Source organism: Paraburkholderia sp. EB58 (assembly GCF_050436665.1).
In the GTDB taxonomy this organism is placed as follows: domain Bacteria; phylum Pseudomonadota; class Gammaproteobacteria; order Burkholderiales; family Burkholderiaceae; genus Paraburkholderia.
This window is the reverse complement of the sequence record NZ_JBNDMQ010000017.1, coordinates 98096-123531: the sequence shown is the minus strand read 5'-3', so window position 1 is coordinate 123531 and position 25436 is coordinate 98096. Positions and strand designations below refer to the sequence as shown.

The window sequence follows — 25436 nt, the reverse complement described above, 5'->3', positions numbered from 1 at the left end:
TGGTTTGCGTCTGCTGTGGACTGAGTCGTCGTTTAGCGTTGCTTTGCCGTCCATTGACCGCGCTACGCGGCGGCTAGCCACGCGACATAGTGCGCCGCGTCGGCTGCGAAGCGGTTCGGGTCGAACGGGAATTCGATGCCACGCGGTACGTCGCGCGGCAGCATTTGCAGCACTTCGGTGCAGAGCGGATCGTCCGCTGCCGGGGCCACCGCGAAACGCCGCGCACCCTCGCCGGTCACTGCCTTGCAGTGGATGTATTCGACGTGCGCGGCGAGCAACCGGGCGGCATCCAGCGGTATTTCGCCGGGCCACTGCCAGTTGCCCATGTCGAAGGTCATGCCGAGCACGTCCGCATAGTCCTCGCGTTGCAGGGCCTCGAATAGGCCGACGAACTGTGCGACCAGGCCGCCCTCCTGCAACTGTCCGTTCTCGACCACGAGCCGTGCGGTGGAACCGCGCACGCAGGATGCGATTTTTGCGCCGTCGGCCCGGGCTGTCTGGGTCGTGCCTGCGGTACTGTTAAAGTTGCCCGGCACTTCGGCGCTGCTGGCGCTGTAGCTTTTGTCGGCGTTACCCGCATAACGAGCATCATTTCCAAACCCGCCCAGTTGCAGCTTCACCAGCCTGGCGCCGAGTGCATCCGCCTCCGCGAGCGCAAGCCGCAATGCGGCTTCATCGAACTCACCTGCAGCCGTATAAAGCTCAGCGGGCGTCGAGTAGACCGACCACATGCCGCTTGCGCGAATCGCTTCGCCCAGTGCGCGTAGGGCCGGCAAACCGGCCTGCGCATCAGACGCAAACAGCTCTCGCCGCACCTCGAAGGCCGCCGCGCCGGAGCGTGCCACCACCTCCAGCCATGCCTCGTGGCCATCGCGCCGGATGGCGTCTGCACCGAAAGCATTCGCGACGATCACTACTTCGGACATATCGAAACCACCCCGCTTTTCGCAGTTTCCTGACAAATGGAACCGGTTCCATCTGAATGTTTAAAAAAAGCGCCAACGCGCTTCGAAGGACAAATGGTGCGCCTCGATCGGGTTGCGGCGCCATAGTGGAAATCCCTAAACCGGCCTTGGACGCGGGAGGTCGCAACCCGCCATCAGCCTGCGTCGCCTGCAGTCAATTCAAGAAACCGTTCGACCACGCGTGACGGCGCACTCGCATGCGGGATCAGGATCGAGAAACGCCGTGTCAACGGCTCCGGACTGAGCGAAAACAGGCATAGCGCGCCGGCCTCGTGACGCATCGACATGGCAGAGACGAAGCCGATCCCCATGCCCGCGCGCACCGCCTCCTTTACCCCTTCGACACCGGCGATCTCAAGCGCGACCCGCATCGGCACGCCGGCGCGTGCGAACGCCCGCTCGACCATCTGGCGTACGCCCGAACCGGCCTCGCGCAGCACCAGCGGATGCGCGCTGAGCGCCTGCAGATCGATCCGGCTAGCCGGTGCTCCCGCTCCAGCGCCCATAGTCTGCGCGAGCGGATGACTCCGCGGCATGATCGCCACGATCTCATCTTCGCGCCACGGTTGCACGGCCGTATCCGGCGGCAGATCGACGCCCACCGGCCCTTCGACCATCGCGATATCGAGCGATGCCAGCGCGCCGACGATATCGGCCGTGTTGCCGTCCGTCGTATGCACCGTCACATCCGGATAACGACGGTGAAATCCAGCAATGAGATACGGCAGCAGATAGCTGGCGGGCGTGGTGCTCGCGCCGACCCGCAGCGTCCCGCTCTCGAGTCCACGCAACGCATCGCGGTAAGCATGAGCCTGCCGCCAGGTCTCGCGCAGGCGCGTGGCATAGCTGGCGAGCTGTTCACCAGCGGGGGTCAGCCGAACCCCGCGGCCATCGCGCTGATACAGCGGCTCGCCGAATTCGTCCTGCAGCTGGCGCAATTGTCCCGACACCGCCGGCTGCGACAGATGCAAGGCGACGGCCGCCCTGCTGATATTGCGATGCTCGGCGACGGCGGCGAAGGTTATAAGCTGATCGGGGGTCATGGAAAAGAACTATCGGTTCAGCAGATAGTTTATGTCACAAATGACGATTTTTCATATCGATATATTCAAATTAGGATTACGCCAATCAATCAGAAAGAACCGCCTTGCAGGCGAAGATCATGACCACCGCTCACCTCCACGCCGCGACGCCCCAACACGCCGTCTCCACCACCCGCGGACAGCTCAACGGCATCCTGTTCGTTGCCCTGTTCGCCGCCGCCGTGACCCGCATCGCGGCCATACCTGCCATTGCCGCCCTCGGCCTCAGTCCGCTGATCGTCGGCATCGTCGCCGGCGCGCTGTATGGCAATGCGCTGCGCGACGGCATGCCCGCGAGCTGGGCGGCCGGCGTCAACTTCTCGGCACGCAAACTGTTGCGTATCGCCGTCGCGTTCTTCGGCTTGCGGGTCAGCCTGCAGGAAATCGCCCAGGTCGGCTTGCCCGGACTCGCCGAGTCGGTGCTGGTGGTGGTGAGCACGCTCGCTATCGGCACCTGGGCCGGCATGAAGCTGATGAAGCTCGACCGCGATACCGCGTTACTCACCGCCGCCGGCAGTGCGATCTGCGGCGCGGCAGCCGTCCTCGCCTTCGAGTCGACGCTGCAATCGAAGCCGCACAAGAGCGCCATGGCCGTCGGCAGCGTGGTGCTGTTCGGCACCCTGTCGATGTTCCTCTACCCCGTATTGTTCAAGGCCGGCTGGCTGCATCTGGATACCATCGGCGCGGGCCTGTTTTTTGGCGGCACGATTCACGAAGTGGCCCAGGTAGTGGGCGCGGCCAGCAACGTCAGCCCAGAAGCCGAGCATATCGCCACCATCGTCAAGATGACGCGCGTGATGCTGCTCGTACCAGTCCTGCTCGTGATCGGCATGTGGATCAACCGGACGCCGCGCGCTGCAGCAGCGGGTTCGCAACAAGGCGGCGAGCAAAGCGCCGCCCCGCACGCGCCGCGCAAGCTGGCGATCCCCTGGTTCGCGCTCGGCTTCCTTGGCTTCGTGGTGGTGAATTCGCTGCACGTGTTGCCCGAAACGGCGACGCAAACGCTCAACACGCTCGACACCTTCGCGCTGACCATGGCCATGACCGCGCTCGGTATCGAGACTCGCATCTCGCAGATTCGCGAGGCCGGTCCACGGGCGCTGACCACCGGGCTGATCCTGTATGTCTGGCTGATTGGCGGCGGTCTAGGTATCACCTGGGCCGTGCAGCGTCTGTTCGGTTGATACCGACCCGGGTGCGCCGCTTGCAACCTGCCCTGCCGTGCGCGGGGCTTTGCGCATTTCTGCGCACAACACGGCGCGCGTGCGCGGCATACTGGCCATGCAGGCAGTCTGAATCAGCCGGAATCAGCGAAATCAACCAACAGAGGATCGATCGATGAGCTTTGAACTCTACTATTGGGACGGTTTGCAGGGTCGCGGGGAATTCGTGCGGCTCGCACTCGAAGAAGCGCGCGCGGACTACATCGAAGTGGCGCGCGGCGACGAAGCGAAGGGTCAAGGAACGGGTGCAATGCTGGCCGTCATGAAAAGCAAGCGCGAATCCTGCCCGCCATTCGCACCGCCTTTCCTGCGCGACGGCAATCTGCTCATATCGCAGACCGCCAACATCCTGTTCTACCTCGGCCCGAAGCTCGGCCTCGCGCCCGCCGACGAAGACCTGCGCTACGTCGCGAACGGGCTGCAACTGACGATCGCCGATGTGGTGACCGAAGTCCATGACACTCATCACCCGCTTGCCACGGACCTCTACTACGACGACCAGATGGACGCCGCCAAGATTCGCGCCCATGATTTCATCGACAACCGGATACCGAAATTCATGCGCTACTTCGAGCGCGTGATCACGCAGAACTATCAGAGCGACGCGCATCTGGTGGGCGACAAGCTGACCTACGTCGACCTGTCGATGTTCCAGTTGATCGACGGCCTGCACTACGCGTTTCCGCGTGCGACGAAGCATTTCGGCGAGCACTACCCCCTGCTCGCCGCGCTCCACGACGCCGTGGCGGAACGTCCGAACATCGCCGCCTATCTGGCTTCTGAACGGCGCCTGGCCTACAACGAAAGCGGCATATTCCGACACTACCCGGAACTCGACAAGGCCGCGCGGTGACCACGCTGGCACCGCGCCATGCCCGGCTCTCCCATGCGCGCGGCGCAATGCTATTCTTGCGCGCGGTTTCTCTCCATTCCTTACCTACCCTGCTGCCGTCGTGCTTTCATTCCTGCTGAAACTGCGCACCCGCGCGCAAGACCTGTTCCGGCTGTCGGACGCCCACACAATGCTGGTCTGGTCGGTGGTGGTGGGCGTCGCGGGCGCTTTTGCGACCATCGCCTTTCGGCAGGCGATCTCGCTGCTGCAACTGGGGTTTGTCGGCCACTCAGGCAGCTTCGTCGAAATGGCGCGCAGCTTGCCGTGGACCACGCGCATCTGGCTCCCCGCTGCGGGCGGTCTCGCCGCCGGTTTCCTGCTGCTGTTCGCGCGGCGTCACGCGGACAAGAACGCGCATACCGACTACATGGAAGCCGTCGCGATCGGCGACGGTATCGTCCCGGTGCAGCTGTCCTTCTGGCGTAGCGTCTCGTCACTGTTCACGATTGCGAGCGGCGGCTCGATTGGCCGCGAAGGTCCGATGGTGCAACTGGCGGCGCTCGCCGCGTCGCTGATCGGCCGCTGGGTGCATTTCGACCCGGCGCGCCTGCGTCTCCTGGTGGCCTGCGGCGCGGCGGCCGGGATTACCGCGGCATATAGCGCGCCGATTGCGGGCGCCTTCTTCGTGACCGAGATTGTGCTCGGCTCGATGGCCATGGAAAGCTTCGGGCCCGTCGTGGTCGCGGCCGTGGTCGCGAACATCACCATGCGCGAGTTCACCAGCTACCGGCCACCGTATGAGATGCCGGCGTTCCCGCCGGTGGCGGGTCTCGAAGTACTCCTGTTCGTCGCGCTAGGCGTGCTGTGCGGCGCCACGGCGCCGCAGTTTCTGCGCATGCTCGATGTCTCGAAAGCGGGCTTTCGCAAGCTGCCGTTGCCGCTGCCCGTGCGGCTCGCGTTGGGTGGCCTCGTGGTCGGCATTCTGTCCGTGTGGTCGCCGGAGGTCTGGGGCAACGGGTACAGCGTCGTCAACTCGGTCCTGCATTCGCCGTGGACCTGGACGGCGCTCGTCTTCGTACTGGTGTTCAAGCTGGTCGCCACCGCCGCCACTGCCGGCTCGGGCGCGGTAGGCGGGGTGTTCACTCCAACTCTCTTCGTCGGCGCAGTCGTCGGCTCGCTGTTCGGCCAGGGCATGCATGCGCTGTGGCCCCACGCCACCTCCGCGCCCTACGCCTACGCGATGGTCGGGATGGGCGCCTTCCTCGCCGGTGCCACCCAGGCACCGCTGATGGCGATCCTGATGATCTTCGAAATGACGCTCAGCTATCAGGTCGTGCTGCCGCTGATGCTGTCATGCGTGGTGGCGTATTTCGTGGCACGCGCCATCGGCAAGACCTCGATGTACGAAATCACCCTGCACCGCAATCGCGAGGAGCAGGAACGCATGCGGCTGCGCGCCACCCAGATGCGCGAACTGATTCGCCCCGCCGAGACGGTCGTGCAGCCGAACGCCACCGTCCAGGAGATGACGCGAGTATTCCTCGAGTATCCGGTGAAGTATCTCTATGTCGCCGACGAAGCCGGCGCGTTCCTCGGCGTCGTCGCGCTGAAGGACATCACGTCCGACCTGCTGGAAAAGCGCGACACTGCCAGCAAAACCGCTGCCGATTACCTGCAGCCGCACTTCGATGTGCTGACGCCCGATATGTCGCTCGGCGTCGCGCTTCAGCACTTCCTGGCATTCCAGGGCGAACGGCTGCCGGTGATCGAAAGCGTCACGCATCCGAAACTGGCCGGGGTCGTCTACAAGACCTCGCTGCTCGACGCCTATTTCCGCATGAACCCGACGCGCTGAACGCGCCGTGCAAAGCGCGGCATACCTTCTAGAATGGAATAGGCAGCACGCCGCCTTGCGCGGCGCGGTTGAAACGCCGCGACGGGCGCCCCCCGACGCCCGCGCCTTCGACCGGGAGCAATAATGAGTGAACCCTCCTCCGATGCGGCACGCCGCGATCAGGCGGGCTGGATTTTCGTGCATATCGAAGGCGAACCGTACGACCGCGGCGAACAGCACGGCCAGTTACTCGCCACGGAAATCCAGAACGCCATCCGCACCGCGCGCTACCTCGCCAAATGGGACACCGGCGAAGATTTCGACACCTTCGTCAACGCCGCGGTCGCCCAGTTCGCGCCCAAACTCGACACCGAATTCGCCGACGAAATCCAGGGCATCGCCGACGGCGCCAAGCTGCCGTTTGCCGAGGTGCTGGCGTGGAACGGCTACATGGATCTGCTGCAAAGCTGGTGGCCAAGCCACGTGGCCGCCCAGCAGCCGCGGCTTGGCGTCAAACCCTGGCGCGGCCGGCGCGGACACCATTGCAGCGCTTTCATCGCCACCGGCAACGCCACCCGCGACGGCCGCATCGTGATGGCGCACAACTCATGGGACCGCTACGCGGCGGGCGACGCGTTCAACGTCGTCTTCGACATCGTGCCGGAATCCGGCCACCGCATTCTGATGCAAGGCCTGCCGGGCTGCATTTCCAGCCTCACCGATTTCTGGATTACCGCCGCCGGCCTGATGGTGACCGAAACCACCATCTCCAACTTCGTCGGCTATAACCCGGCTGGCGCGCCGGAGTTCTACCGTTCCCGGCGCGCCACGCAGTATGCGAACAGCATCGGCGAGTGGTGCGAAATGTTTGCGATTGCCAACAATGGCGGCTATGCGAATAGCTGGCTGCTCGGCGACGTGAAAACGGGCGAGATTGCCCGTTACGAACTCGGCCTGCACTATTCCGGCTTCGAAAGCACGAAAGACGGTTTCTATAGCGGCTACAACACCGCGACCGACCTGAAGATCCGCAACCAGGAGTGTGTCGGCGAAGGCGAGGATTACACGGACGTGCGCAAGAACGGCGCGCGGCGCTTGCGCTTCATGCAGCTTGCGGAGCTGCATCACGGCAAGATCGACGTCGACCTGGCGAGAGAAATGATTGCCGACCATCACGACGTCTATCTCGACCGCAACGACAACCCCTGTTCGCGCACCATCTGCGGCCACCTGGAACTGGACGATGCGCGCTTTGGCGGCTCGGATCAGGGGCCGTTCAATCCGTGGGGCGCCAACGACGGCAAGGTGGCGGACAGCGAAATGGCACGCGAGATGGCTTTCAGAGCGCGCTGGGGCCACCCGTGCGGGCGGCCGTTCGACGCTCAGGCGTTCATGAAACGCCATCCGCAGTGGAACTGGCTCAACGGCTACATGCAGGACCGGCCGTCGTGGCCGTGGACGCGCTTTGAGGTGCTCCGCTGACGACCGCACGGTCCGCCTTGGGGCGCCCGGTCTGCATGCTCGTTTCCAACGCAAAATTCCTTTTTCTGCCATGATTGACCGCAGACGGCCCCCTCTCGCGGTCTTGCGGTGAGTTGCACGCTTTTGTGCGGCAGTTGCAAGATTTGCCGTCTAAGATGGAAGAAGTGCGGCGCGCCGCGAGCGCGGCTGCACTGGGCACGCGCCTCCCCTGCGGCCGCAGGAATGGCACAGTGCTTGCTGCAGTCTCTGCGCTGCATGAGTAAAGGAGGTCGGGCGATGAAAACCTCGACACTGATGGTGATGGTGACGCTGTCGGCTTCGTGCTTCGCAGCGCCGGTTCATACCGCGCTCGATAGCACCGCCAATCCGGCCGCCGAACGCGCCAACGCCGCGCCGGTTGCACCGGCGGCGCCCGGAGTTGCCGTGACGGACCAAAATCGTCCACAGCAGTGGGAACACATCGCGCTGCCCAAGTCGCGTCATCTGGAGCGCGGGCTCACGGGGCAGAACGAACACCTGCAGACCTGATCCCGGCTTTACCCTTGCATGAGGCCATCCGGCCACGCAACGGCGTTATCTTTCCCGATCAAGGAGTGCGTGCATGGCCAACCCGGCTATCCCTGGCGAAGCAATCAACCTGCAGATCGCCGATCTCTTGCGTGAAGTGCAGTTTCCGACCAACAAAGACGGACTCGTCGACGTCGCCCGCGACGCCGGCGTCAGCAATGAAGTACTGGCGATGCTAGACGGCTTGCCCGAGCAGGATTACGCGGACATCTCCGCCATCACCCCGTACCTCGCTGGCAATTTCGGCCCCGGCCTCGGTATCTGAGTTGCGCTGAGTGTACGACCCTGGCAGCGTCACGATCTCCGGATCAGCGCTGCGTCAATGCCGCAGCATCCCCATCGAATAGCGCCGGCAACCCGTCAAGTCCTCGCAGTTGCCAATCCGGTGTCTGCCCCATTTCTTCAAAGACGCCGCCGCTCCGGTTGATCCAGCCTGTCGGAAAGCCGAAATAGCGCGCCCCCGTTGCATCCCACGCATTCGACGACACGAACAGGATCGACGACCGGTTCAGCTGGAAAGCCTGTTCGGCAAGAAGGTAGGCGCGATCGTCCGGCTTGTACACGCGGACCGGGTCGACGCTCAGCAGATAGTCGAATTCGGCGCGAAGTCCGGAGTTTCCCACCACCGCGCCGATCGAATGCGGCGAGCCGTTCGACAGCACCGCGAGCTTCAGCCCGCGTCGACGCAATTCGCGTAGCGTCTCGGGTACCTCGGGGAACGGCTGCAGGCGCAGATACGCATCGCAAAGCGCCTTGCAGGCTTCGTCATCCAGATCGAGCCGAAGGTGTCGGCAGGTATAGCGCAATGCGTCTTCCGTCGCCTGCTCGAACGTGACATAGCGGTTCATCAGGCTGCGCAACCACGTGTATTCGAGCTGCTTCTGTCTCCAGAGCGTACTGATTTCACGTCCGCGCCCTGGGAATTGCTGGTCGCAGCGGGCCACCACTGAATGGACGTCATACAGGGTGCCGTACAAATCGAACGCAATCGCCTTGATGTGATTCATCTCATGTCTCCTGAAAAGAGTTCCGCACAACGCCTAGAGGCTGCCCACGTCAGCTCAGTGGGCTTCCTGTTCCTTGAGGCGTTTCCGGTGCGCCGCAACCTTGGCGCGGTTACCGCATAGGGCCATGCTGCACCACCGGCGCGCGTGGCCTCGTGTGTGATCGGCAAACAGCAACGTACAGCGGGGACCTTCGCACGCCTTCACCTGCGTGAAGTCTTCGTCACACACCAGTCTTGCCAGCGCCTCGGCGATGGGTAGCAGCAGTGACTCCGGCGACTTCCAGCGCCGGTTTGCGCGCAATTCAAGCCTCGACACTCCATCCGCGATGTCAGCGACGATTTCCCCATATCGCTCGTCCCGCTCGAGCAGTTGATTCAGAGGTGTGAGCTCGCGCAGATCCGCGGTGGCGAGCGGCCGCCCCTTCCGTTGCCGGACAAATCCCCGGAACCACTCGCGTAGCGCGCGCGCCTGTTCCGCAACGGCGTCGAACTCAGCCGGTGTGGATTGCGAGCGCAGTGCCGCAAGCGTGGCGGGCGGCACCATGCCGGCCTGTTCCAGCCAGCTCAGCAGCCCTGCTCCATCGCTGATCCAGTCCACTTCTTCATCCACTGGCGTGGCGATCGAATTCAGGAAATCGAGGCCCGGTGCATCGGCGACGAATATCGCGGGAATACGACGGTAGTCCATTTTCTTGTGTCGAATCTTCAATGACGATGAAGATATCGTAACCACTAAAAACCATCTTGACAAGTTACATTGTCATTGTGTAACCTTTAAAACAACATCAGTCAGGTTACATGTGCGGAGCGGTTGGCCGTACGTCACAGGCAGCATCCACTATCTTGAAAGGAGCGGGACATGTCGTCAGGCAATGTGAGCGTCGTGCTGGTACACGGTGCATGGGCGGACGGATTGAGCTGGAGCAAGGTGATCGAGCGTCTGAATGAACGAGGAATCAACGCAGTTGCGGCTCCGTTGCCGCTGACCTCGTTGAGCGACGATGTGGCTGCGCTTGACCGGGTGCTTGAAAGGATCGACGGTCCTGTGGTGCTGGCCGGGCATGCGTATGCAGGCGGTGTGATCGGATCGACCCGGTCTGCGAATGTCGAGGCGTTGGTGTACGTCGCCGCGCTTGCACCCGACGAAGGGGAAACGGTGGGCGAGGTGTTCTACCGTGGCGAATCGCATCCGCAGGCGCCGAAGCTCGCTCCGGATGAACATGGCTTGATCTGGCTGCCGCAGGAGGCGTTCGCGCAGGCGTTTGCGCAGCACGCGACGCCGCAGGAACTGGCGGTGCTCGCCGCGGTGCAGCGTCCGATTTCGGTGGCGTGCATCGGCGAGGCGGTCGGGCGTCCGTTGTGGAAAGACCGTCCGAGCTGGTTCCTCATCGCGGAACAGGACCGCATGATCAATCCCGAGACCCAGCATTTCATGGCAGGCCGCATGAAGGCGCAGGTGCGGTCGCATCAGGTCGATCACACGCCGAGCGTAACGGCTCCTGGCGCTGTGACGGACATCATCGTTGAAGCGGTGCAGTCGGTTTCCGCTCGTTAATTTTTTCCGCGCTTTTCCGCGTGTTTTTCCGCGAGTGGCCTGCGATGTCGAACATCGCACGGCGCGTTTGTTGGGTCACCCGCGTTACCCTGTTCCCCTGTGGAGAGAGATCATGACTTGTTCTATTACCTATCGCCATGCCGACGTCGACGGCTTCAAGGTTTTCTATCGCGAAGCCGGCCAGCCGGGTGCGGCAAAGCTGCTGCTCCTGCACGGTTTCCCGAGCTCGAGCCATATGTTTCGGGACCTGATTCCGAAGCTCGCCGATCGTTTCCATATCGTCGCGCCGGATCTGCCCGGATTCGGCCAGTCCGACATGCCCAGCCGCGACAGTTTTACGTACACGTTCGACAACATTGCTAGCGTCATCGAGCGTTTCACCGAGGTGGTCGGCTTCGATCGCTTTGCGGTCTACGTGTTCGACTATGGTGCACCAACCGGTTTCCGGCTTGCAGTCCGACATCCCGAGCGGATCACTGCGATCATTTCGCAGAACGGCAACGCCTACGAAGAAGGCTTGAGCGACGGCTGGAATCCGATCCGGGCCTATTGGCAAGACGCTTCGCCCGCGAATCGCGAAGCCCTTCGTGCGCTGCTCACGCACGATACAACGGTCTGGCAGTACACGCATGGCGTGCCCGACACGGCGTCGGTTTCCCCCGATGGCTACTCGCTTGACGACTTCTATCTGAACCGGCCTGGTGCGGACGAGGTCCAACTCGACCTGTTCCGCGACTATCGAAGCAACGTCGCGCTGTACCCGGAATTCCAACAGTACTTCCGCACCCATCAGCCGCCCTTGCTTGCGGTGTGGGGGAAAAACGATCCGTTCTTTCTGCCCCCCGGCGCCGAGGCATTCAAGCGCGACATCCCGGGCGCCGAGGTGCGCTTCTTCGATACCGGCCACTTCGCGCTGGAAACGCACGCCACGGAGATTGCAGCCGCCATCTCGGACTTCCTCACTCGCTGACTTATCCGCTGAGGTATCCGACGGTCAGCATCGACAACGGGAACGACTGTCGTCGTTCCCTGAACTCGTCTTCAGTCATCGGGACGGCGGAGAAGTGAAGTCGATCCGAGCGGTGGGCCGCGATGCGCGTGATGTCGCGGCCTCTGTGGTGGGTGTTGCAGGTGCTCTGGGCAAGCGGGGCAAGATCAGCCAGCGTCAAGTCAAGCCACAGTCAATCAGGCGCCGGGCGTAGCCAGAGTGCGCGGCGCGCGAGCGTAGTAAATATCCCATTCGCCCTCGCCGGTTTTGATGAAACCGTGGCGTTGATAAAAGCGATTCGAGTCGCTCTCGCGCAGCGCCCCCAATCTGACCGGCAATGCTTGCGCGTCAGCATCGGCCAGCACGGCGTCTAGCACCGCGGCACCCACGCCCTTCCCCTGATGCCCTGGGACGATGTACAGATGATCGAGCAGCAGATGATCCGGTTCGGGCCTGAGCAGCACAAAGCCGGCCTTGACGCCGTCCACGAGGATGTAGCGGCAATACGCTGCGTCGAACGAGGCGAGAAACCGCTCACGGGCACGCGTCGGATCGAAACGGCCGATCTGCTCCAGGCTCTCGCGCATGGCATCGATACGAATTTGCACCAGCGCTTCGATGTCATCGGCGCTGGTGTTGGCAAAGGTCACGTCCAACTCGTCATGCTCCCCGAATAGCGTGTGCGGGCCTGCCGCAGATAGTCGGGATGCGCGTGTTCGCACCCCGTCGACCTGCAAGTATCGCCTGACTGCCGTCACACGCTCAAGGGCATTTCAGTTGAGCCTGCGTACCTTCGCATCGCCCCGAAACCGTCATCGAAATCCGCTGCGGTGTGGTGATCGCCGCCCTTTTGCACCGCTTTCGCCTGCGTTTGGGCGTTCCGCGATCAAGGGCAAGCAAGCGGCCTGCGCCGCTTGCGCGTACCGCTCAAACCGGCGACGGCTGCTCGCTCATGCGCGTCGGCCGGGGAGCCTTGCGCGTGACCGACGTGGCGGCTTTGCCGCGCGGCACGGAGGCTTCCTCTTCGCGGTCGTCGAAGTCGAACGCTACTGCCTCGGCGTCGACCACGGCGCGCTTTGCTTGCGCCACGCGCGCTACTGCGTCCTGCGCACTTGCCGGTTCGCCCGGCAGGTTGCTCGACATCTGGCTGAAATGCTCCACCAGATGATCGATGAAGGTGCGCACCTTGGCCGGCAGATGGTGGCGGCTCGGGTAGGCAATCGTCACTTCGATCTGCGGCAAGCGATAAGCGCCCAGCAGACGCACCAACCGGCCACGCTCGAGGTCGCGGCCAATCAGGTAGCTCGGCAGGATGGCAATGCCCATGCCGAGCAGCGCGAACTGACGCAGCATTTCCGTATTGTTCGCGACGATCGCGTTGGTCGGCCGCACCCGCACTTCGCCGGTTCCGTCGATGCTCGTGAAAACACGTTCGTCGCCTCCGTATTCAGACGGTAACGACAGGCTCGGGTGATCCTGCAACTGTTCGGGACGGGTCGGCGCGCCGTGTTTCTGCAAATAGGCGGGCGTCGCGCACACGGTCATGTGGCCGGTAGTCAGGCGCCGCGTGACGATGCTCGCGCTACGCATCTGCCGCGCAATCAGCACGCCGACGTCGAAACCTTCTTCGACCAGATCGACATGGCGGTCCACCAGCGTGACATCGGGGATGACGTTCGGATAACGCTCGGCGTAGGACTGCAGCACCGGCGCGAAGTTATGCAGGCCGAACACCACGGGCGCCACGATGCGCAAGGTGCCGACCGGTTCGTGATTGCGCGCCACCACCATCTGCTCGACCCCTTCGAGATCGTCGAGGATCGGGCGCACGCGCTCCAGATAGACCCGGCCCGATTCGGTCAGCGACTGGCTGCGCGTGGTCCGGTTCAGCAACCGCGTGCCTAGACGTTCTTCGAGGTCGGCCACGTGGCGGGTGACGACGGCGGTAGAAATACCCATCGTGCTGGCAGTACGGGCGAAGCTCCCGAGTTCGGCCACTTTGACGAAAACCCGCATCGACTGCAAATGATTCATGAGGCCACTCCTGCCGCTATTAAAGCCATGCCAACGAACACCAACGCGGCGCGTAAACGGAGCGTCGGCGACTACGCAAGCCGATGACTAGAAGCAGGTGACATCGCACCTCGACGACGGACTGTGTGCGTGAGAACCACGCCCCCAGTCGCTCGCACCAAGGCTTGCCCAACGGGTTTGATTGTATCGATCGCTCATGGCCCAACCCTGACCCGAAGATGGCAAAACGGTCAGATTGGCGCTGCGGAGGAAATTGAAGGAAGTTGCGCGCCGTTCGGCGCGTGAAGCAGGCATGCCGCACCGTTTTTGGGCAATTAAAAACGCGTGCCAGGAAGGCGTGATTTGCGGCTCAAACGACTAGGTGAAAACCCTAATCTGCGGTATCATTGAGGGTGAAAGGAAGATATCGCCATGCCATACCGTTTTCAAGTTTTCGAAAAAATCGCGTTTTCACTGGTCGTGTTGTCCGCAGTCGCCTGCTCCGCCTTCATCGCCTACGAAACCAGCCCCGACGTCCGCCAGGTCCTGCATGCGGGTAAGACTGCCCTGCAATGGAGCGGCGAGTATTCGTTCGCCTGCTCGGCTCCCGTGACGGACACCTGCGCGAATTTTCCGGTCGACTGAGTCCGCGCCAATCGCTCTGCGAACATTCATCGGATGATTAACGCCCGATGAATGTTAAAAGGCAAGGCCTTCGCAGCACGATAACCCCGCCGCCAGCCTCACTTCCCCACATCGCGCCCGAGTACTACGCGCGCGAAGAATCCCGCCAGCACCGCCTCCGCAGTGTCGCTCGTGACGTTTTGCGGATCGACCGTGTAGAAGTACTGCACACCGTCGCACAGTCCCATCAGCCCTAACGCCAAAGTTTCAGCCGACAGCGGCAGCGGCGTGCCTGCGCGCGCCGAAAACTCGCGGATATATTCGCTCAACTGCTGCAGCTTCTCGTGCATGAACGCGTTGAATTTCAGCCTGAAGCGGCCGTCGCGCGCGGCCAGCAGCTTTGCCTCCGCCCATAGCAGGAAGCATTTGTTGTCGCGGTGCATATTGCTGTAGTACTCCAGCACGCGCGCCTCCATCGCTTCGCGCGTCGCACCTTCTTCGAAGATGCTATCCAGATCCGCCTGCATCTCCTCATGGTCGCGCCTGAGCAGCTCGAGGAACAACTCGGGCTTGCTGCGGAAGTTCGAATAGAACGCCCCGCGTGTGTAACCGGCCGCCTCAGCGATGTCTTCGACACTCGCGGCGACGAACCCTTTCTTCATAAAAATAGCTTGTGCGGCGTCGAGCAGGCGCTGACGCGTCTGGTCTTTGCTCTGTTCGCGTGTGAGTCGTTGGCGTTTCATGCGGGAAGTTTAGCACCGGAAAGATTTCACATACGAGCATACACTCAGATACAGGTGTGTATTAGAATGCAACTGATCATTTGAAGCAACAGTGTCTTGCACGCGTCGTTTCAAACGTGCCCTCGCCGGCCAGCCGCTGTGGCTTGCCGTGTTCGTTCGCCGTCTCCTGATTGGGGTAATTGTGAATCGTCCCGGTTGTAGCGCATCGCATGTGATGCGCGCGCACTCTCATCCGCATTCCCGTTCCGCCCCCGCCCGCCGCATGGCCTACGCTCTCGCGCTGGCCGGCCTCGTGATGCTAGGCGCATGCCATCAGCAACAGGCGGCAGCGCCCGTGCCGCGCCCGGTGGTGGTTGCCACCGCACATGCCGACGGCAGCCCGCTCTCGGCTTCGTTGCCTGGCGAAGTACAGGCGCGTTACTCGACGCCGCTGTCGTTCCGGATTGCCGGCAAGATCATCGAGCGGCATGTACGGCTCGGCGACACCGTCAAGATCGGCGAAGTCGTGGCCCGCCTCGACCCGGCGGATGCGCAGAAGAGCGCCGCCAGCGCGCAGGCGCAACTCGACGCCACGCAGCACAGCCTCGTGTACGCGAAGCAGCAACTCGATCGTGACCAGGCGCAGGCGCGCGAAAACCTGATTTCGGCCGCGCAGCTCGAACAGACCACCAATGCGTACGCCTCCGCACTGGCCCAGCGCGATCAGGCAGCACAGCAAGCCGCGCTGCAGAAGAACCAGTTGCAGTACACCGACCTGCTCGCGGATCACGCCGGGGTGATCACTGCGGAGGACGCGCAGACGGGGCAGAACGTCTCGGCTGGAACAGCCGTCTACAACCTCGCGTGGAGCGGCGATATCGACGTGGTCGTCGATGTGCCGGAAAGCACGCTCGCGGCGCTTGCCGTCGGCCAGACCGCCAAGGTCACGATGTCGGCGCTGCCTCACCGCGCCTTCAACGCCCGCGTGCGGGAACTCTCGCCGGCAGCCGATCCGCAAAGCCGCACGTATCGCGCGAATCTCACGCTGCTCGACCCCGGCCCGGATGTGAGGCTGGGCATGACGGCCGACGTTGCGCTCACCTCCGGCAACACCGGTACGCAGCCCGCCGCATCGTTCACACTACCCGCCACCGCGCTGTTCCACGACGGCACAGACACCGCTGTCTGGGTCGTGCATGACGGCGACAACGTGCTGGAATTGCGCCGCGTGCAGGTCACACGCTATGACGAACGCACCATCGCCATCTCCGGCGGCCTCAAGGACGGCGAACGCGTCGTGCTGCAGGGCGTGCACACCGTGACTGCCGGCGAGAAGGTCCACCCGATCGCCCCGCTGCATCCCGAGGACTTCGCTTCATGAGCACAACGCATGAACACGAAGAGGGACGCTTCAACCTGTCCGCGTGGGCGCTGCGTCATCAGGCGCTAGTGGTGTTTCTGATTGCGCTCGCAACGGCCTTCGGGATTCTCGCTTACACGAAGTTGGCACAATCGGAAGACCCGCCGTTCACGTTCCGCGTGATGGTGATCCGCACCTTCTGGCCTGGCGCCACCGCCCGCCAGGTGCAGGAACAGGTCACCGACCGCATTGGCCGCAAGCTGCAGGAAACGCCGTATATCGACTTCGTGCGCAGCTATTCGCGCCCCGGCGAATCGCTGATGTTCTTCTCGATGAAGGACTCCGCGCCCGTCAAGGAGGTGCCGGAAACCTGGTACCAGGTGCGCAAGAAAGTCGGCGACATCGCCGGCACCCTGCCGCAAGGCATCCAGGGGCCGTTCTTCAACGACGAATTCGGCGACGTCTACACCAATATCTATACGCTCGAAGGCGACGGCTTTTCCGCCGCGCAACTGCACGACTACGCGGATGAATTGCGCACGGTGCTGCTGCGCGTGCCGGGCGTGGCCAAGGTCGACTACTTTGGCGATCCTGACCAGCACATTTACATCGAGATCGCCAACACTCAGCTCACGCGTCTGAACGTTTCGCCGCAACAGCTTGCGCAGGCCATTAACTCGCAGAACAGCGTGTCGCCGGCTGGTACCTTGACCACGCTGGACGACCGCGTGTTCGTGCGCCCGACCGGCCAGTTCAAGGACGTCAATGCGCTCGCCGATACGCTGATCCGCATCAACAATCGCTCGTTTCGTCTGGGCGACATCGCCACCATCAAACGCGGCTACGACGATCCGGTCTCCACACAGATGCGCTACGGCGGCAAGGCCGTGCTCGGCATCGGCGTGACCATGCAGCCCGGCGGCGATGTGATCCAGCTCGGCAAGGCGCTCGACAAGCAGTCGGCCGTCCTGCGCTCGTATCTGCCGGCGGGGCTGAAGCTCTTGGAAGTCTCAAGCATGCCGGATGCCGTCGCGAAGTCGGTGGACGACTTTCTGGAAGCGGTGGCCGAAGCGATTGCGATCGTGCTGGTGGTGAGTCTCGTGTCTCTGGGCGTGCGCACCGGGATGGTGGTCGTCATCTCCATTCCAATCGTGCTGGCGGTGACCGCGCTGTGCATGTATCTGTTCGATATCGGCTTGCACAAGGTCTCGCTCGGCACGCTCGTGCTTGCGCTCGGGCTGCTGGTGGACGATGCGATCATCGCCGTCGAGATGATGTCGGTGAAGCTCGAACAGGGCTGGAACCGCACCCGCGCCGCCGCGTTCGCGTACACCAGCACCGCGTTTCCGATGCTGACCGGCACGCTCGTCACGGTGTCGGGCTTCCTCCCGATCGCGCTGGCGAAGTCGAGCACAGGCGAATACACGCGCTCCATCTTCGAGGTGTCGGCCATTGCGTTGATCGCGTCGTGGCTCGCCGCCGTGGTGCTGATCCCGCTGCTCGGCTATCACATGTTGCCGGAGCGCAAGCGTCAGGATCACGAAGCGCACGACTACGAACACGATATCTACGACACCCGCTTCTACACGCGGCTGCGTGGCTGGATTACCTGGTGCATCGAGCGGCGCTTCGTCGTGCTGACGATCACCGTTGCATTATTCGTGGTCTCGCTGCTAGGTTTCACGCTGGTACCGCAACAGTTCTTCCCGAGTTCGGACCGACCGGAATTGCTGGTCGACGTCCGGTTGCCTGAAGGCGCGTCCTTCGAGGCAACCTTGCGCCAGGCACAGCGGCTCGAAAAGGTGCTGGTCGGTCGCCCGGAGATCGATCACACGGTCGACTTCGTCGGCACTGGCGCGCCCCGTTTCTATCTGCCGCTGGACCAGCAATTGCAGCAGCCGAATTTCGCGCAGTTCGTGATCACCGCGAAGTCGGTCAAGGACCGTGAGAAGCTCGCGCAATGGCTCGAACCGGAATTGCGCAACCAGTTCCCGGCGATCCGCACGCGCCTGTCGCGCCTCGAAAACGGACCGCCCGTCGGCTATCCGGTGCAGTTCCGCGTCAGCGGCGACAACATTGCCACGGTGCGCTCGATTGCCGAACGCGTCGCCGCGACGATGCGCGCCGACCCGCGTACGAACAACGTCCAGTTCGACTGGGACGAGCCGGCCGAACGCTCGGTGCGCTTCGAGATCGACCAGAAGAAGGCACGAGAATTGGGCGTCACCTCGGACGACGTGTCGAGCTTCCTCGCCATGACGCTGTCCGGCTACACGGTCACGCAATATCGCGAACGCGACAAGCTGATCAGTGTCGATCTGCGCGCGCCGAAGACGGAACGCGTCGATCCTGCGCAGCTCGTCACACTGGCCATGCCCACGCCGAACGGCCCGGTGCCGCTTGGCACGCTCGGCCACATGCGCTACGACCTCGAGTACGGCGTGATCTGGGAGCGCGACCGGCAACCGACCATCACGGTGCAATCGGACGTGACCGCCAACGCACAAGGTATCGACGTGACACATAGCGTGGACAAGGCACTTGCCCAGATCCGCGAGACGCTGCCGGTGGGCTATCGCATTGAAATCGGCGGCTCGGTCGAGGAAAGCGGCAAGGGTCAAACGTCGATCAACGCGCAGATGCCGATCATGATCATTGCCGTGCTGGTGCTCCTGATGGTCCAGTTGCAGAGCTTTGCGCGAGTGCTGATGGTGGTGCTGACCGCCCCGCTCGGCCTGATCGGCGTGGTCGCCACGCTGCTGCTGTTCGGCCAGCCATTTGGCTTCGTGGCGATGCTCGGCGTGATCGCCATGTTCGGCATCATCATGCGCAACTCGGTGATTCTGGTCGATCAGATCGAGCAGGATATCGCCGCTGGGCACAAACGCTTCGATGCCATCGTCGGCGCTACGGTACGGCGTTTCCGGCCCATTACGCTGACTGCGGCGGCGGCCGTGCTGGCGCTGATTCCGCTGTTGCGCTCGAACTTCTTCGGGCCGATGGCCACCGCGCTGATGGGCGGCATCACGAGCGCCACGGTGCTCACGCTGTTCTATCTGCCCGCGTTATATGCCGCCTCGTTCAGGGTGCGCGGCGACGAGCGCGAGCCGCCGGCTTCCTCGACGCAAGCGTCGCATTCGGGAAATTGATCATGGCTACTTCTGTCTTCAAACGTGCCGGACATGCCCGGGCGCTCGTGCTGAGCAGCGGCGCCCTCGCGCTCGCGGCCTGCTCGTTCGGCCCGAACGGCGACCCACCGGCGATGCCGCAACCGGCGCACTATGGCGCCGAGCCGCAGATCACCGAAACCGTGCCCGCGCAGGGCGTCACACAGCAGTTCGTGGTGGGCGCCAAGCCGGTGCCGACGTGGTGGCATCTTTATCAGTCCGACGACCTGAACGCGCTGGTCGACGAAGGTCTGCGCAACAGCCCAACACTCGCTGCCACCGACAAGAGCCTGACCGCCGCGCGCGAGCAATTGCGCGGCCAGATCGGCAGTTCATTGCTGCCCACCATCGATGCAGTTGCTCAAGGAGCCCGACAGCGTGCGCTAGCGGTTCCAGAACTCGGGCCGAACACGTTCCTGTACAACACGTTCGTCGGCCAGTTGCAGGCGCATTACACGATCGACCTGTTCGGCGCCTCGCGGCTCGCCAACGCAGCGCTTGCTTCGCGCGTCAATGTGCAGATCTACCAGTTGGAGTCAGCACGGCGCGCGCTGGCGGCTAACATCGTCACTGCGGCGATCACGGCAGCCGCGCTGCATGCGCAGATCGACACCACCGAGCGGCTTGTCGCGCTGGCCAACGATGACGCGCGCGACGCGGCCCGGCGCTACGCCCTCGGCGCGATCTCGCATGCGGACATGCTGAACGCGCAACAGAGCGCGGCGTCGCTGTCGGCCAGTTTGCCGGGCCTGAAGCAACAGTGGACGACGACGCGGCACGCGCTTGCAGTACTGATTGGCCGCACGCCCGACGCCGCCCCGCCCGATCTCGATCTGGCGCAGTTGCGTGTGCCTGAGCAAGTGCCGGTGGTCGTGCCGTCGGAGCTGCTGCGCGCGCGCCCGGATGTTCAGGCCGCAGACGCCGCACTCAAGGCGGCCGCGGCCGATGTGGGCGTGGCCACGGCACAGATGTACCCGAACCTGTCGCTGACGGCTTCGATGGGACAAGGCGGCTTCAGCTGGCCGGCGGCGCTCTCCGGTGCGGGAGCGATCTGGGCGGTCGCGGGCACGCTGTCACAGCCGATCTTTCATGGCGGCGCGCTGCTCGCGCAACGGCGCGCGGCGTTGGCGACCTACGACGCCACCACCGATCAGTACAAGCAAACGGTGCTCGCCGCCTTCCAGAACGTGGCCGATACGCTCGCGGCGCTCGAACACGACGCGCAGGCGCTCGATGCCGCCAACGTCGCCGCCCGTGCGGCGCAGGGCATTTCGGATGAGACGGCGGCACGCTACCGTCTGGGGGCTGTGCCGGTGTCGGCTGCACGCTCGAGTGAGCAGCAGTTTCGCAACGCGAGGCTCGATGAGATCCGCTATACGGGCGCGCGGCTGACCGATACGGCGGCGTTGTTTCAGGCGATGGGGACGCCGCCGGTGGAGGCGGCGGGAGGTGCGGGAACGGGTGCAACTGCGGCTGCGGCTGCGGGCTCCGCTTCAGCTTCGGCAGCGCCAAAGGCAGGCCCGGTTGCGGCAACATCCACCGTACAGACGGACAGCATCACGCCCCAATGAGCCCTGCGGCGCTGCTATCAGCGTCTGCGCAGGCAGCGTAGACGCCCGAGCGCAGCGCCTCACAGGTTCTTCTTCACCCCCGCGGTGCGCCGAGCCGCGCACTCGCCGCGCCCCGTCTCCCCGCTTGCGACGGCCCCGGCTTACCAAGGTAACTTGCGATAAAAGTCATCCGCGACCTGGTTGCGTCTTACGAGGGAAAAGAACGCCTGCACGATCAGGAAAACGACGAAAGCAACAGGCAGAGCGATAAACCAACCGGTCGATGCCTGTGCGTCAACAAACACGAGCAGAAGCAGGAGCAGCAGACAGCCCGCGAGGAGCGTGAAGCTGATATTCAGCATTGTCGGAAGCCTCTCCTCGACGCCTTGGACCGGTGCAATGCTGGTGCCGACCAGATTCAGCATGACTCCCCCCTTGTGCGGGGTCGCGACCAGTTGCGTTCCCTGGCCGTGCTGCACCATCTGCGCGGCGAGCGCCTGGACCAGCAGTGGATTCACTGGCCCTGGTACGCCGATAGCAGCGTCCAGGTCATGTACGGCGAGGTTCAGTTCCGTATCCTTCACAGCCGTCACCGTCGCATGTTTCCCTCGCCCCGGTACGTGGCTGAGCCAGAGATGCTTGATGCGCTCATTCGGTGTCTGCTGGGCCGCCAGCATAATCTTCAGCGCATCGAACACCGTATCCATTGCTGCGGGGACTGGCCGGAACAGCCACGCGTGGGGCTTGAGCTTGCCCTTGCTGTTGGCAATGATCGTCGTTGATGCAAACAGCAGCGCAACCGCCGCCTCCGAGCAGGTCGCCTGTTTGCTCTCTGAGTGAAGCTGATACGCCAGCACCAGGCAGAAGTCCGGCATCCTTTCACCGGATAGCCAGCCCTCGACCAGCCCCACATCCAACGCTTCCTCCGCCCTTGAAATCTCCACAAAATCGAAGTCGCGCGGCATCAGCCTGCGCAGCAGCGCACGCAAATCATTGACGTCCTGTTCGCGGTTCGACTGCACGACGATGCTGAATGTATGTCGCCCCGCAATGCCCGACATATACGGCACAAACGGCGTCACCAGCTGCTCCAGAATCTGGTGGCTACGTGACGCACTGACCGTGCTTTTCTCCAGCAACACCGGTAGAAGTTTTCCGGCGTTCGCGGGTGCGCTACCTTCGAGCCCAAGCATGCGCTCGGCCAACTCGTTTTCAGGCGTCAGCGTGACGCTGCCAATGATCGCCACACGGGCTTGCGCCCACAGGCGCCAGTGGACATATGTCATCCGGCACAGGTTATTCCAGATGTTGACGCGTTCGATCCAGTCCTCGTGGCTGAAGTAGTTCAGACTGCACAGCGCCCCCCAAAGTAGCAGCGGAACCACCAGCACCCGCACGAGAAACGCGGTGGATATTAACGGTTGCCCCTGCTTCCACGTCAGCACCGTAATTACAAAGGCAGCGACATAGATAACGACAAAGGCAATCACGCTGATCCAGATGGAAGGCGGTTTGCTGTAGTCGAATTCCTTTACCGTGGGTTCCACCCATTTCGTGCTCATGACCGGTTCTTCATCCCTGACTGGCTTGCAATGACGAGGCTACCGCACTGTGTACGGCACCGATCGACAACCCACTTGCGACCATCTTCCTTGTACCCTTCGCCGTGCTCGATGATCGGATTGTCCCCATGTTCGGGGCATGTCACGATGTCATACTGCAACGCGACACGATGCCCACCGAGTTTGAACGAAGCCGAACCGTGCTTGACCACGCCGCCGTGCGTGGTTGCGTCACCTTCACGTACCGGATTTTTCATTGGCGATCCCTCTCAAGCGGCGCATCGGGATTGGTCGGCTTGATCGAGGCGTCACAGGTTATGTGGTCCTGACCGGACGGGGTATGTAGACCGGTTGGAGCTTTAGCATTGAAGTCAATGTGCTGCCCGTCAGGCAACTTCTGCTTTGCGAAGTAAGCGAAACCGGGAACCATTGGATATCTGGTAGTAGCTGTTCGGTCGGTCGTCTCACCGAGTCGTTCACTTACATAGAGGGCGTCTTGTGTCGCGGCAACCGTGTAGTCCTTGGAATCCTTAAACGGGTCCATACTGTGTTCGAAGTATGTCATTCCATGAAACGTCGCACCTCCGTCAGTCGAATAAGCCATCGTGGGATTGCAGCCACGGTCACTACATGCCGTGTACGGTGCCGTACCTGCCGGAAACACCAAATTTCTACCCGTAGGATCGGCGTTGATAACGCGCCCCTGAAAGTTCTCGACAGTGCCACGACCAAGGTAACTGCGAATCCCAGCCTTGGTATCGTTGTAGAACGCGTCGCCGTGATTGCAGTCCCGGTAATGCTCCAGCGTGACGAAGCGATGATCATCAATGCGGTAGATCACCTGGGGCGGCGAGTCATAGGGTAATTCCTTTGCGCCCAAAAAATCTGCAAGGTTGAACGACCATGGTTGCTGCGCCGCACAGCCGATCGCGGCTACCGACAGGGCCAGTGTGATGAGCTTACGAACCACGATAATTTTTCCCGAATTGAATGCGTTTCGCTTCTGCCCCACTGATTTCCTCCGCCACTGTGGTCCAGTCCACCGTCCCAGGCTTTTCAACCTTTTCGAACGTGCCGTAGTCGAAATACGTGTCGTGTCCGCTTGTCCATTCAGCCATTTTGACTAGATCAAACCAGAATTCACGGTCCTCAAAGGCGTCGCAGAAGCCAACTGGAACGTCCCATGCCGCCACCCGCGTCATGAAGTCGCTGTACATAGGAAGCGTGCTGTGATTGGTTGGCTCGGGTTTGTAGTCACTGATACGGTCAATCATTTCGTCACGCGATTCCCGCCCGGTCCTGCGTCCGCAATTGCTGTAGACATCGTCACGGGCCCCGTATTTTTCCGGCTCATAGATTGACCTGTAGTACGGAAACGTAGAATCATCGTAAGAGCCTTCGTTCGGGTTGTTTTTGTCCGCATTGAATTTCCCGTACTCGGGCGCGTACCTGCGCGATTTCTCAAAGGTACTCATATCTTCCGCCGTTAGCGGGTTCGGTACCTTCTCGGCATTGACAGTCACCGTCTGGCTGGCATTTGGGACCGCCCATATATCCGTAACACCGAACAGCCCACCCGCTACTCCGCGATTTCCGTTCCAGAAGTCAGTGTTTTTTGCACCAGACACAAGCTGATCCTCGGAAATCGGCGGCAGCGTGCCGAACTTCCGCACGCCGGGCTCATCGCCAACCGCCGTACTACGCGCGAGCATGCGCTGCTTGACGGTATCGCCAAGTTCTGCAAGCAGCGTGTCGTTCACGCCCTGCCAGCCGATACTCTGCAGAGGCGATGCCCCCATCACCCGGTCATGCGGTGTGAAATAGACGTAAAGACGGCCATGATTGTCCCGTTCCGGCACACCATAGTTCAGCTTCAGGTCGGGCCGCCAGAAATTCATGTCCTGTGAGGCGCCGACATGCAACTGCTGCATCATCTCTTCGGTGTAGACCTGCTTGTCCTGCCTGATGCGATTCGCAATCGCACGGAACGTATTGACGCGAGCTTCGCCGGTAGGGCGCTCGCTGCCGCAGGTCAGCGCATCCGTGTTCTTGTCCTCAAGTGCATATGGGGAATTCATCACGAACACCGCGTCAGGCGCCCGCTCCTTGCAAAGCAGGGTTGCAGCCATTGCGATCATCGTTCCCTGACTGTGCGACATCAGCGTAATGGCGTCACGGGGGTATTCTTTCCGGATTGTGTCGATCAGTTTAGCGAGGCGTTGTGCCGCGTGCGAGTAATAGATGCGCGGCGGCGCACTCTGCAACTGCCGCTCGACTTCGGTATTCAGGTGTTGCATGTCGAAACCAAAGACCGAGCGCGAGAAACCCTTCTCGCTCCAGAGCTGCTGGAGGTTGTTGGTGCCGTTCTGGAACGGACCACCACCCCAATACCACGGACCTCCATCCCTGAGACACTCCAGTGCCCAATAATCGTCACCTTCAAGATTGCGCAACGGCACCCTCCACCGTTTCAGGTCATCGTATTCACTGCGATAGCCCCAGTAGAAGCGGATGACGGGAGAGTTGCGAAATGTCTCCATCTGACGCGGCCCTACACGATCCCCTCCTTCCGCCTTATCGGTGTATGAGTTTTGTACCAACTTGGTTTCATCATTCCGGCCAAGCCTGACATTGAGCCCCTCGCATAGCGCTTTCTCTGCCAAGTCATACCACTCACCCTCGGAGTTCACGCCGTGCACGAAGATGATGACACCCGGCATGTGTGGTGGGACGCGCGCTTCAGCCCGCACCTGATAGGTTGCTGGCGACATGTAGGACTCCCAATACGGGCGTCCAAGGTGATCGCGCTGCATCGGAGCCACGTTGGTCGCAGTATCGTGCTGGTAGGGCTGTGGCTGCGCACCGGACTGCGCGTCCGGCCGGTTGTTCTGGTCATCCATTGAA

The 25436-nt window shown here is 62.4% G+C and carries 23 protein-coding genes; 12 read left to right on the top strand and 11 right to left on the bottom strand.

The genetic code is table 11. The features are described 5' to 3' along the window. Positions 1-62: 62 nt before the first annotated feature. Entirely contained in the window at positions 63-926 is an 864-nt protein-coding gene (locus P3T40_RS24250; RefSeq protein ID WP_429270244.1) for a sugar phosphate isomerase/epimerase, read from the bottom strand. Positions 927-1099: 173 nt separating this feature from the next. Continuing rightward, complete coding sequence (locus P3T40_RS24245) at positions 1100-2008, bottom strand: LysR family transcriptional regulator (RefSeq protein ID WP_429270243.1); 909 nt, start codon at positions 2006-2008, stop codon at positions 1100-1102. Between the two features lie 119 nt (positions 2009-2127). On the opposite strand from P3T40_RS24245, the gene P3T40_RS24240 reads away from it, so the two are divergent. The 6 genes from P3T40_RS24240 (at position 2128) to P3T40_RS24215 (ending at position 8250) form a co-directional block, all read left to right on the top strand. Next, positions 2128-3231: a YeiH family protein gene (locus P3T40_RS24240; protein ID WP_429270242.1), complete on the top strand. Its 1104-nt coding sequence runs from the start codon at positions 2128-2130 to the stop codon at positions 3229-3231. Positions 3232-3385: 154 nt separating this feature from the next. Continuing rightward, the gene (locus P3T40_RS24235) at positions 3386-4123 is read left to right on the top strand and encodes a glutathione S-transferase (protein WP_429270241.1); all 738 of its coding nucleotides are present in this window, start codon (positions 3386-3388) and stop codon (positions 4121-4123) included. Between the two features lie 100 nt (positions 4124-4223). Beyond that, complete coding sequence (locus P3T40_RS24230) at positions 4224-5957, top strand: ClcB-like voltage-gated chloride channel protein (RefSeq protein WP_429270240.1); 1734 nt, start codon at positions 4224-4226, stop codon at positions 5955-5957. A gap of 123 nt (positions 5958-6080) precedes the next feature. Further along, the gene (locus P3T40_RS24225; RefSeq protein WP_429270239.1) at positions 6081-7418 is read left to right on the top strand and encodes a C45 family autoproteolytic acyltransferase/hydolase; all 1338 of its coding nucleotides are present in this window, start codon (positions 6081-6083) and stop codon (positions 7416-7418) included. 276 nt (positions 7419-7694) lie between these two features. Further along, complete coding sequence (locus tag P3T40_RS24220) at positions 7695-7946, top strand: hypothetical protein (protein WP_429270238.1); 252 nt, start codon at positions 7695-7697, stop codon at positions 7944-7946. 73 nt (positions 7947-8019) lie between these two features. After that, complete coding sequence (locus P3T40_RS24215; RefSeq protein WP_429270237.1) at positions 8020-8250, top strand: DUF2795 domain-containing protein; 231 nt, start codon at positions 8020-8022, stop codon at positions 8248-8250. A 43-nt stretch (positions 8251-8293) separates the two neighbouring features. Here P3T40_RS24215 and P3T40_RS24210 read toward each other — a convergent pair whose 3' ends face one another. Together P3T40_RS24210 and P3T40_RS24205 are read right to left on the bottom strand one after the other, a co-directional pair. Then, the gene (locus tag P3T40_RS24210; RefSeq protein ID WP_429270236.1) at positions 8294-8992 is read right to left on the bottom strand and encodes a haloacid dehalogenase type II; all 699 of its coding nucleotides are present in this window, start codon (positions 8990-8992) and stop codon (positions 8294-8296) included. 54 nt (positions 8993-9046) lie between these two features. Further along, complete coding sequence (locus P3T40_RS24205; protein WP_429270235.1) at positions 9047-9679, bottom strand: CGNR zinc finger domain-containing protein; 633 nt, start codon at positions 9677-9679, stop codon at positions 9047-9049. Positions 9680-9850: 171 nt separating this feature from the next. On the opposite strand from P3T40_RS24205, the gene P3T40_RS24200 reads away from it, so the two are divergent. Beyond that, on the top strand, positions 9851-10546 hold the full coding sequence (locus tag P3T40_RS24200; protein WP_429270234.1) for an alpha/beta fold hydrolase: 696 nt from the start codon (positions 9851-9853) through the stop codon (positions 10544-10546). Positions 10547-10658: 112 nt separating this feature from the next. Further along, positions 10659-11516 (top strand): alpha/beta fold hydrolase, encoded by an 858-nt coding sequence (locus tag P3T40_RS24195; protein WP_429270233.1) that lies wholly within the window; start codon positions 10659-10661, stop codon positions 11514-11516. A gap of 215 nt (positions 11517-11731) precedes the next feature. Here the strand turns inward: P3T40_RS24195 and P3T40_RS24190 are convergent, their stop codons facing one another. Further along, entirely contained in the window at positions 11732-12190 is a 459-nt protein-coding gene (locus P3T40_RS24190) for a GNAT family N-acetyltransferase (protein ID WP_429270232.1), read from the bottom strand. A 271-nt stretch (positions 12191-12461) separates the two neighbouring features. Further along, complete coding sequence (locus tag P3T40_RS24185) at positions 12462-13568, bottom strand: LysR family transcriptional regulator (RefSeq protein ID WP_429270231.1); 1107 nt, start codon at positions 13566-13568, stop codon at positions 12462-12464. A 411-nt stretch (positions 13569-13979) separates the two neighbouring features. Between P3T40_RS24185 and P3T40_RS24180 the strand changes: the two genes are divergently transcribed. After that, complete coding sequence (locus tag P3T40_RS24180; RefSeq protein ID WP_429270230.1) at positions 13980-14192, top strand: hypothetical protein; 213 nt, start codon at positions 13980-13982, stop codon at positions 14190-14192. A 98-nt stretch (positions 14193-14290) separates the two neighbouring features. On the opposite strand, the gene P3T40_RS24175 is transcribed toward P3T40_RS24180, so the two are convergent. Further along, positions 14291-14914 (bottom strand): TetR/AcrR family transcriptional regulator, encoded by a 624-nt coding sequence (locus P3T40_RS24175; RefSeq protein ID WP_429270229.1) that lies wholly within the window; start codon positions 14912-14914, stop codon positions 14291-14293. Positions 14915-15176: 262 nt separating this feature from the next. Between P3T40_RS24175 and P3T40_RS24170 the strand changes: the two genes are divergently transcribed. Genes P3T40_RS24170 through P3T40_RS24160 form a run of 3 tightly spaced genes read left to right on the top strand, consistent with a single transcriptional unit; the run spans position 15177 to position 20991 of the window. Continuing rightward, positions 15177-16274 (top strand): efflux RND transporter periplasmic adaptor subunit, encoded by a 1098-nt coding sequence (locus P3T40_RS24170; protein ID WP_429270228.1) that lies wholly within the window; start codon positions 15177-15179, stop codon positions 16272-16274. Beyond that, complete coding sequence (locus P3T40_RS24165; protein ID WP_429270227.1) at positions 16271-19402, top strand: efflux RND transporter permease subunit; 3132 nt, start codon at positions 16271-16273, stop codon at positions 19400-19402. The genes P3T40_RS24170 and P3T40_RS24165 overlap by 4 nt, the downstream gene beginning before the upstream one ends. A gap of 2 nt (positions 19403-19404) precedes the next feature. Then, entirely contained in the window at positions 19405-20991 is a 1587-nt protein-coding gene (locus P3T40_RS24160; RefSeq protein ID WP_429270226.1) for an efflux transporter outer membrane subunit, read from the top strand. A 140-nt stretch (positions 20992-21131) separates the two neighbouring features. Here P3T40_RS24160 and P3T40_RS24155 read toward each other — a convergent pair whose 3' ends face one another. The 4 genes from P3T40_RS24155 to P3T40_RS24140 are packed head-to-tail and all read right to left on the bottom strand — an operon-like array spanning position 21132 to position 25432. Next, positions 21132-22532 carry a hypothetical protein gene (locus P3T40_RS24155; RefSeq protein WP_429270225.1) on the bottom strand — a complete coding sequence of 467 codons (1401 nt, stop codon included), beginning with the start codon at positions 22530-22532 and terminating at the stop codon, positions 21132-21134. Then, positions 22529-22789, bottom strand: a complete 261-nt coding sequence (locus P3T40_RS24150) for a PAAR domain-containing protein (RefSeq protein WP_429270224.1) — start codon at positions 22787-22789, stop codon at positions 22529-22531. Before P3T40_RS24150 ends, P3T40_RS24155 begins: the two co-directional genes overlap by 4 nt. Further along, positions 22786-23502, bottom strand: a complete 717-nt coding sequence (locus P3T40_RS24145) for a T6SS immunity protein Tli3 family protein (protein WP_429270223.1) — start codon at positions 23500-23502, stop codon at positions 22786-22788. The genes P3T40_RS24150 and P3T40_RS24145 overlap by 4 nt, the downstream gene beginning before the upstream one ends. Further along, positions 23492-25432: a T6SS effector phospholipase Tle3 domain-containing protein gene (locus P3T40_RS24140; protein WP_429270222.1), complete on the bottom strand. Its 1941-nt coding sequence runs from the start codon at positions 25430-25432 to the stop codon at positions 23492-23494. Before P3T40_RS24140 ends, P3T40_RS24145 begins: the two co-directional genes overlap by 11 nt. Between the last annotated feature and the right edge of the window lie 4 nt (positions 25433-25436).

Excerpts from the sequence above, each read along its gene's own strand:
- P3T40_RS24250 (WP_429270244.1), bottom strand. The coding sequence starts at position 926 with ATGTCCGAAGTAGTGATCGTCGCGAATGCTTTCGGTGCAGACGCCATC.
- P3T40_RS24245 (WP_429270243.1), bottom strand. The coding sequence starts at position 2,008 with ATGACCCCCGATCAGCTTATAACCTTCGCCGCCGTCGCCGAGCATCGC.
- P3T40_RS24240 (WP_429270242.1), top strand. The coding sequence starts at position 2,128 with ATGACCACCGCTCACCTCCACGCCGCGACGCCCCAACACGCCGTCTCC.
- P3T40_RS24235 (WP_429270241.1), top strand. The coding sequence starts at position 3,386 with ATGAGCTTTGAACTCTACTATTGGGACGGTTTGCAGGGTCGCGGGGAA.
- P3T40_RS24225 (WP_429270239.1), top strand. The coding sequence starts at position 6,081 with ATGAGTGAACCCTCCTCCGATGCGGCACGCCGCGATCAGGCGGGCTGG.
- P3T40_RS24220 (WP_429270238.1), top strand. The coding sequence starts at position 7,695 with ATGAAAACCTCGACACTGATGGTGATGGTGACGCTGTCGGCTTCGTGC.
- P3T40_RS24215 (WP_429270237.1), top strand. The coding sequence starts at position 8,020 with ATGGCCAACCCGGCTATCCCTGGCGAAGCAATCAACCTGCAGATCGCC.
- P3T40_RS24210 (WP_429270236.1), bottom strand. The coding sequence starts at position 8,992 with ATGAATCACATCAAGGCGATTGCGTTCGATTTGTACGGCACCCTGTAT.
- P3T40_RS24205 (WP_429270235.1), bottom strand. The coding sequence starts at position 9,679 with ATGGACTACCGTCGTATTCCCGCGATATTCGTCGCCGATGCACCGGGC.
- P3T40_RS24200 (WP_429270234.1), top strand. The coding sequence starts at position 9,851 with ATGTCGTCAGGCAATGTGAGCGTCGTGCTGGTACACGGTGCATGGGCG.
- P3T40_RS24195 (WP_429270233.1), top strand. The coding sequence starts at position 10,659 with ATGACTTGTTCTATTACCTATCGCCATGCCGACGTCGACGGCTTCAAG.
- P3T40_RS24185 (WP_429270231.1), bottom strand. The coding sequence starts at position 13,568 with ATGAATCATTTGCAGTCGATGCGGGTTTTCGTCAAAGTGGCCGAACTC.
- P3T40_RS24180 (WP_429270230.1), top strand. The coding sequence starts at position 13,980 with ATGCCATACCGTTTTCAAGTTTTCGAAAAAATCGCGTTTTCACTGGTC.
- P3T40_RS24175 (WP_429270229.1), bottom strand. The coding sequence starts at position 14,914 with ATGAAACGCCAACGACTCACACGCGAACAGAGCAAAGACCAGACGCGT.
- P3T40_RS24170 (WP_429270228.1), top strand. The coding sequence starts at position 15,177 with ATGGCCTACGCTCTCGCGCTGGCCGGCCTCGTGATGCTAGGCGCATGC.
- P3T40_RS24165 (WP_429270227.1), top strand. The coding sequence starts at position 16,271 with ATGAGCACAACGCATGAACACGAAGAGGGACGCTTCAACCTGTCCGCG.
- P3T40_RS24160 (WP_429270226.1), top strand. The coding sequence starts at position 19,405 with ATGGCTACTTCTGTCTTCAAACGTGCCGGACATGCCCGGGCGCTCGTG.
- P3T40_RS24155 (WP_429270225.1), bottom strand. The coding sequence starts at position 22,532 with ATGAGCACGAAATGGGTGGAACCCACGGTAAAGGAATTCGACTACAGC.
- P3T40_RS24150 (WP_429270224.1), bottom strand. The coding sequence starts at position 22,789 with ATGAAAAATCCGGTACGTGAAGGTGACGCAACCACGCACGGCGGCGTG.
- P3T40_RS24140 (WP_429270222.1), bottom strand. The coding sequence starts at position 25,432 with ATGGATGACCAGAACAACCGGCCGGACGCGCAGTCCGGTGCGCAGCCA.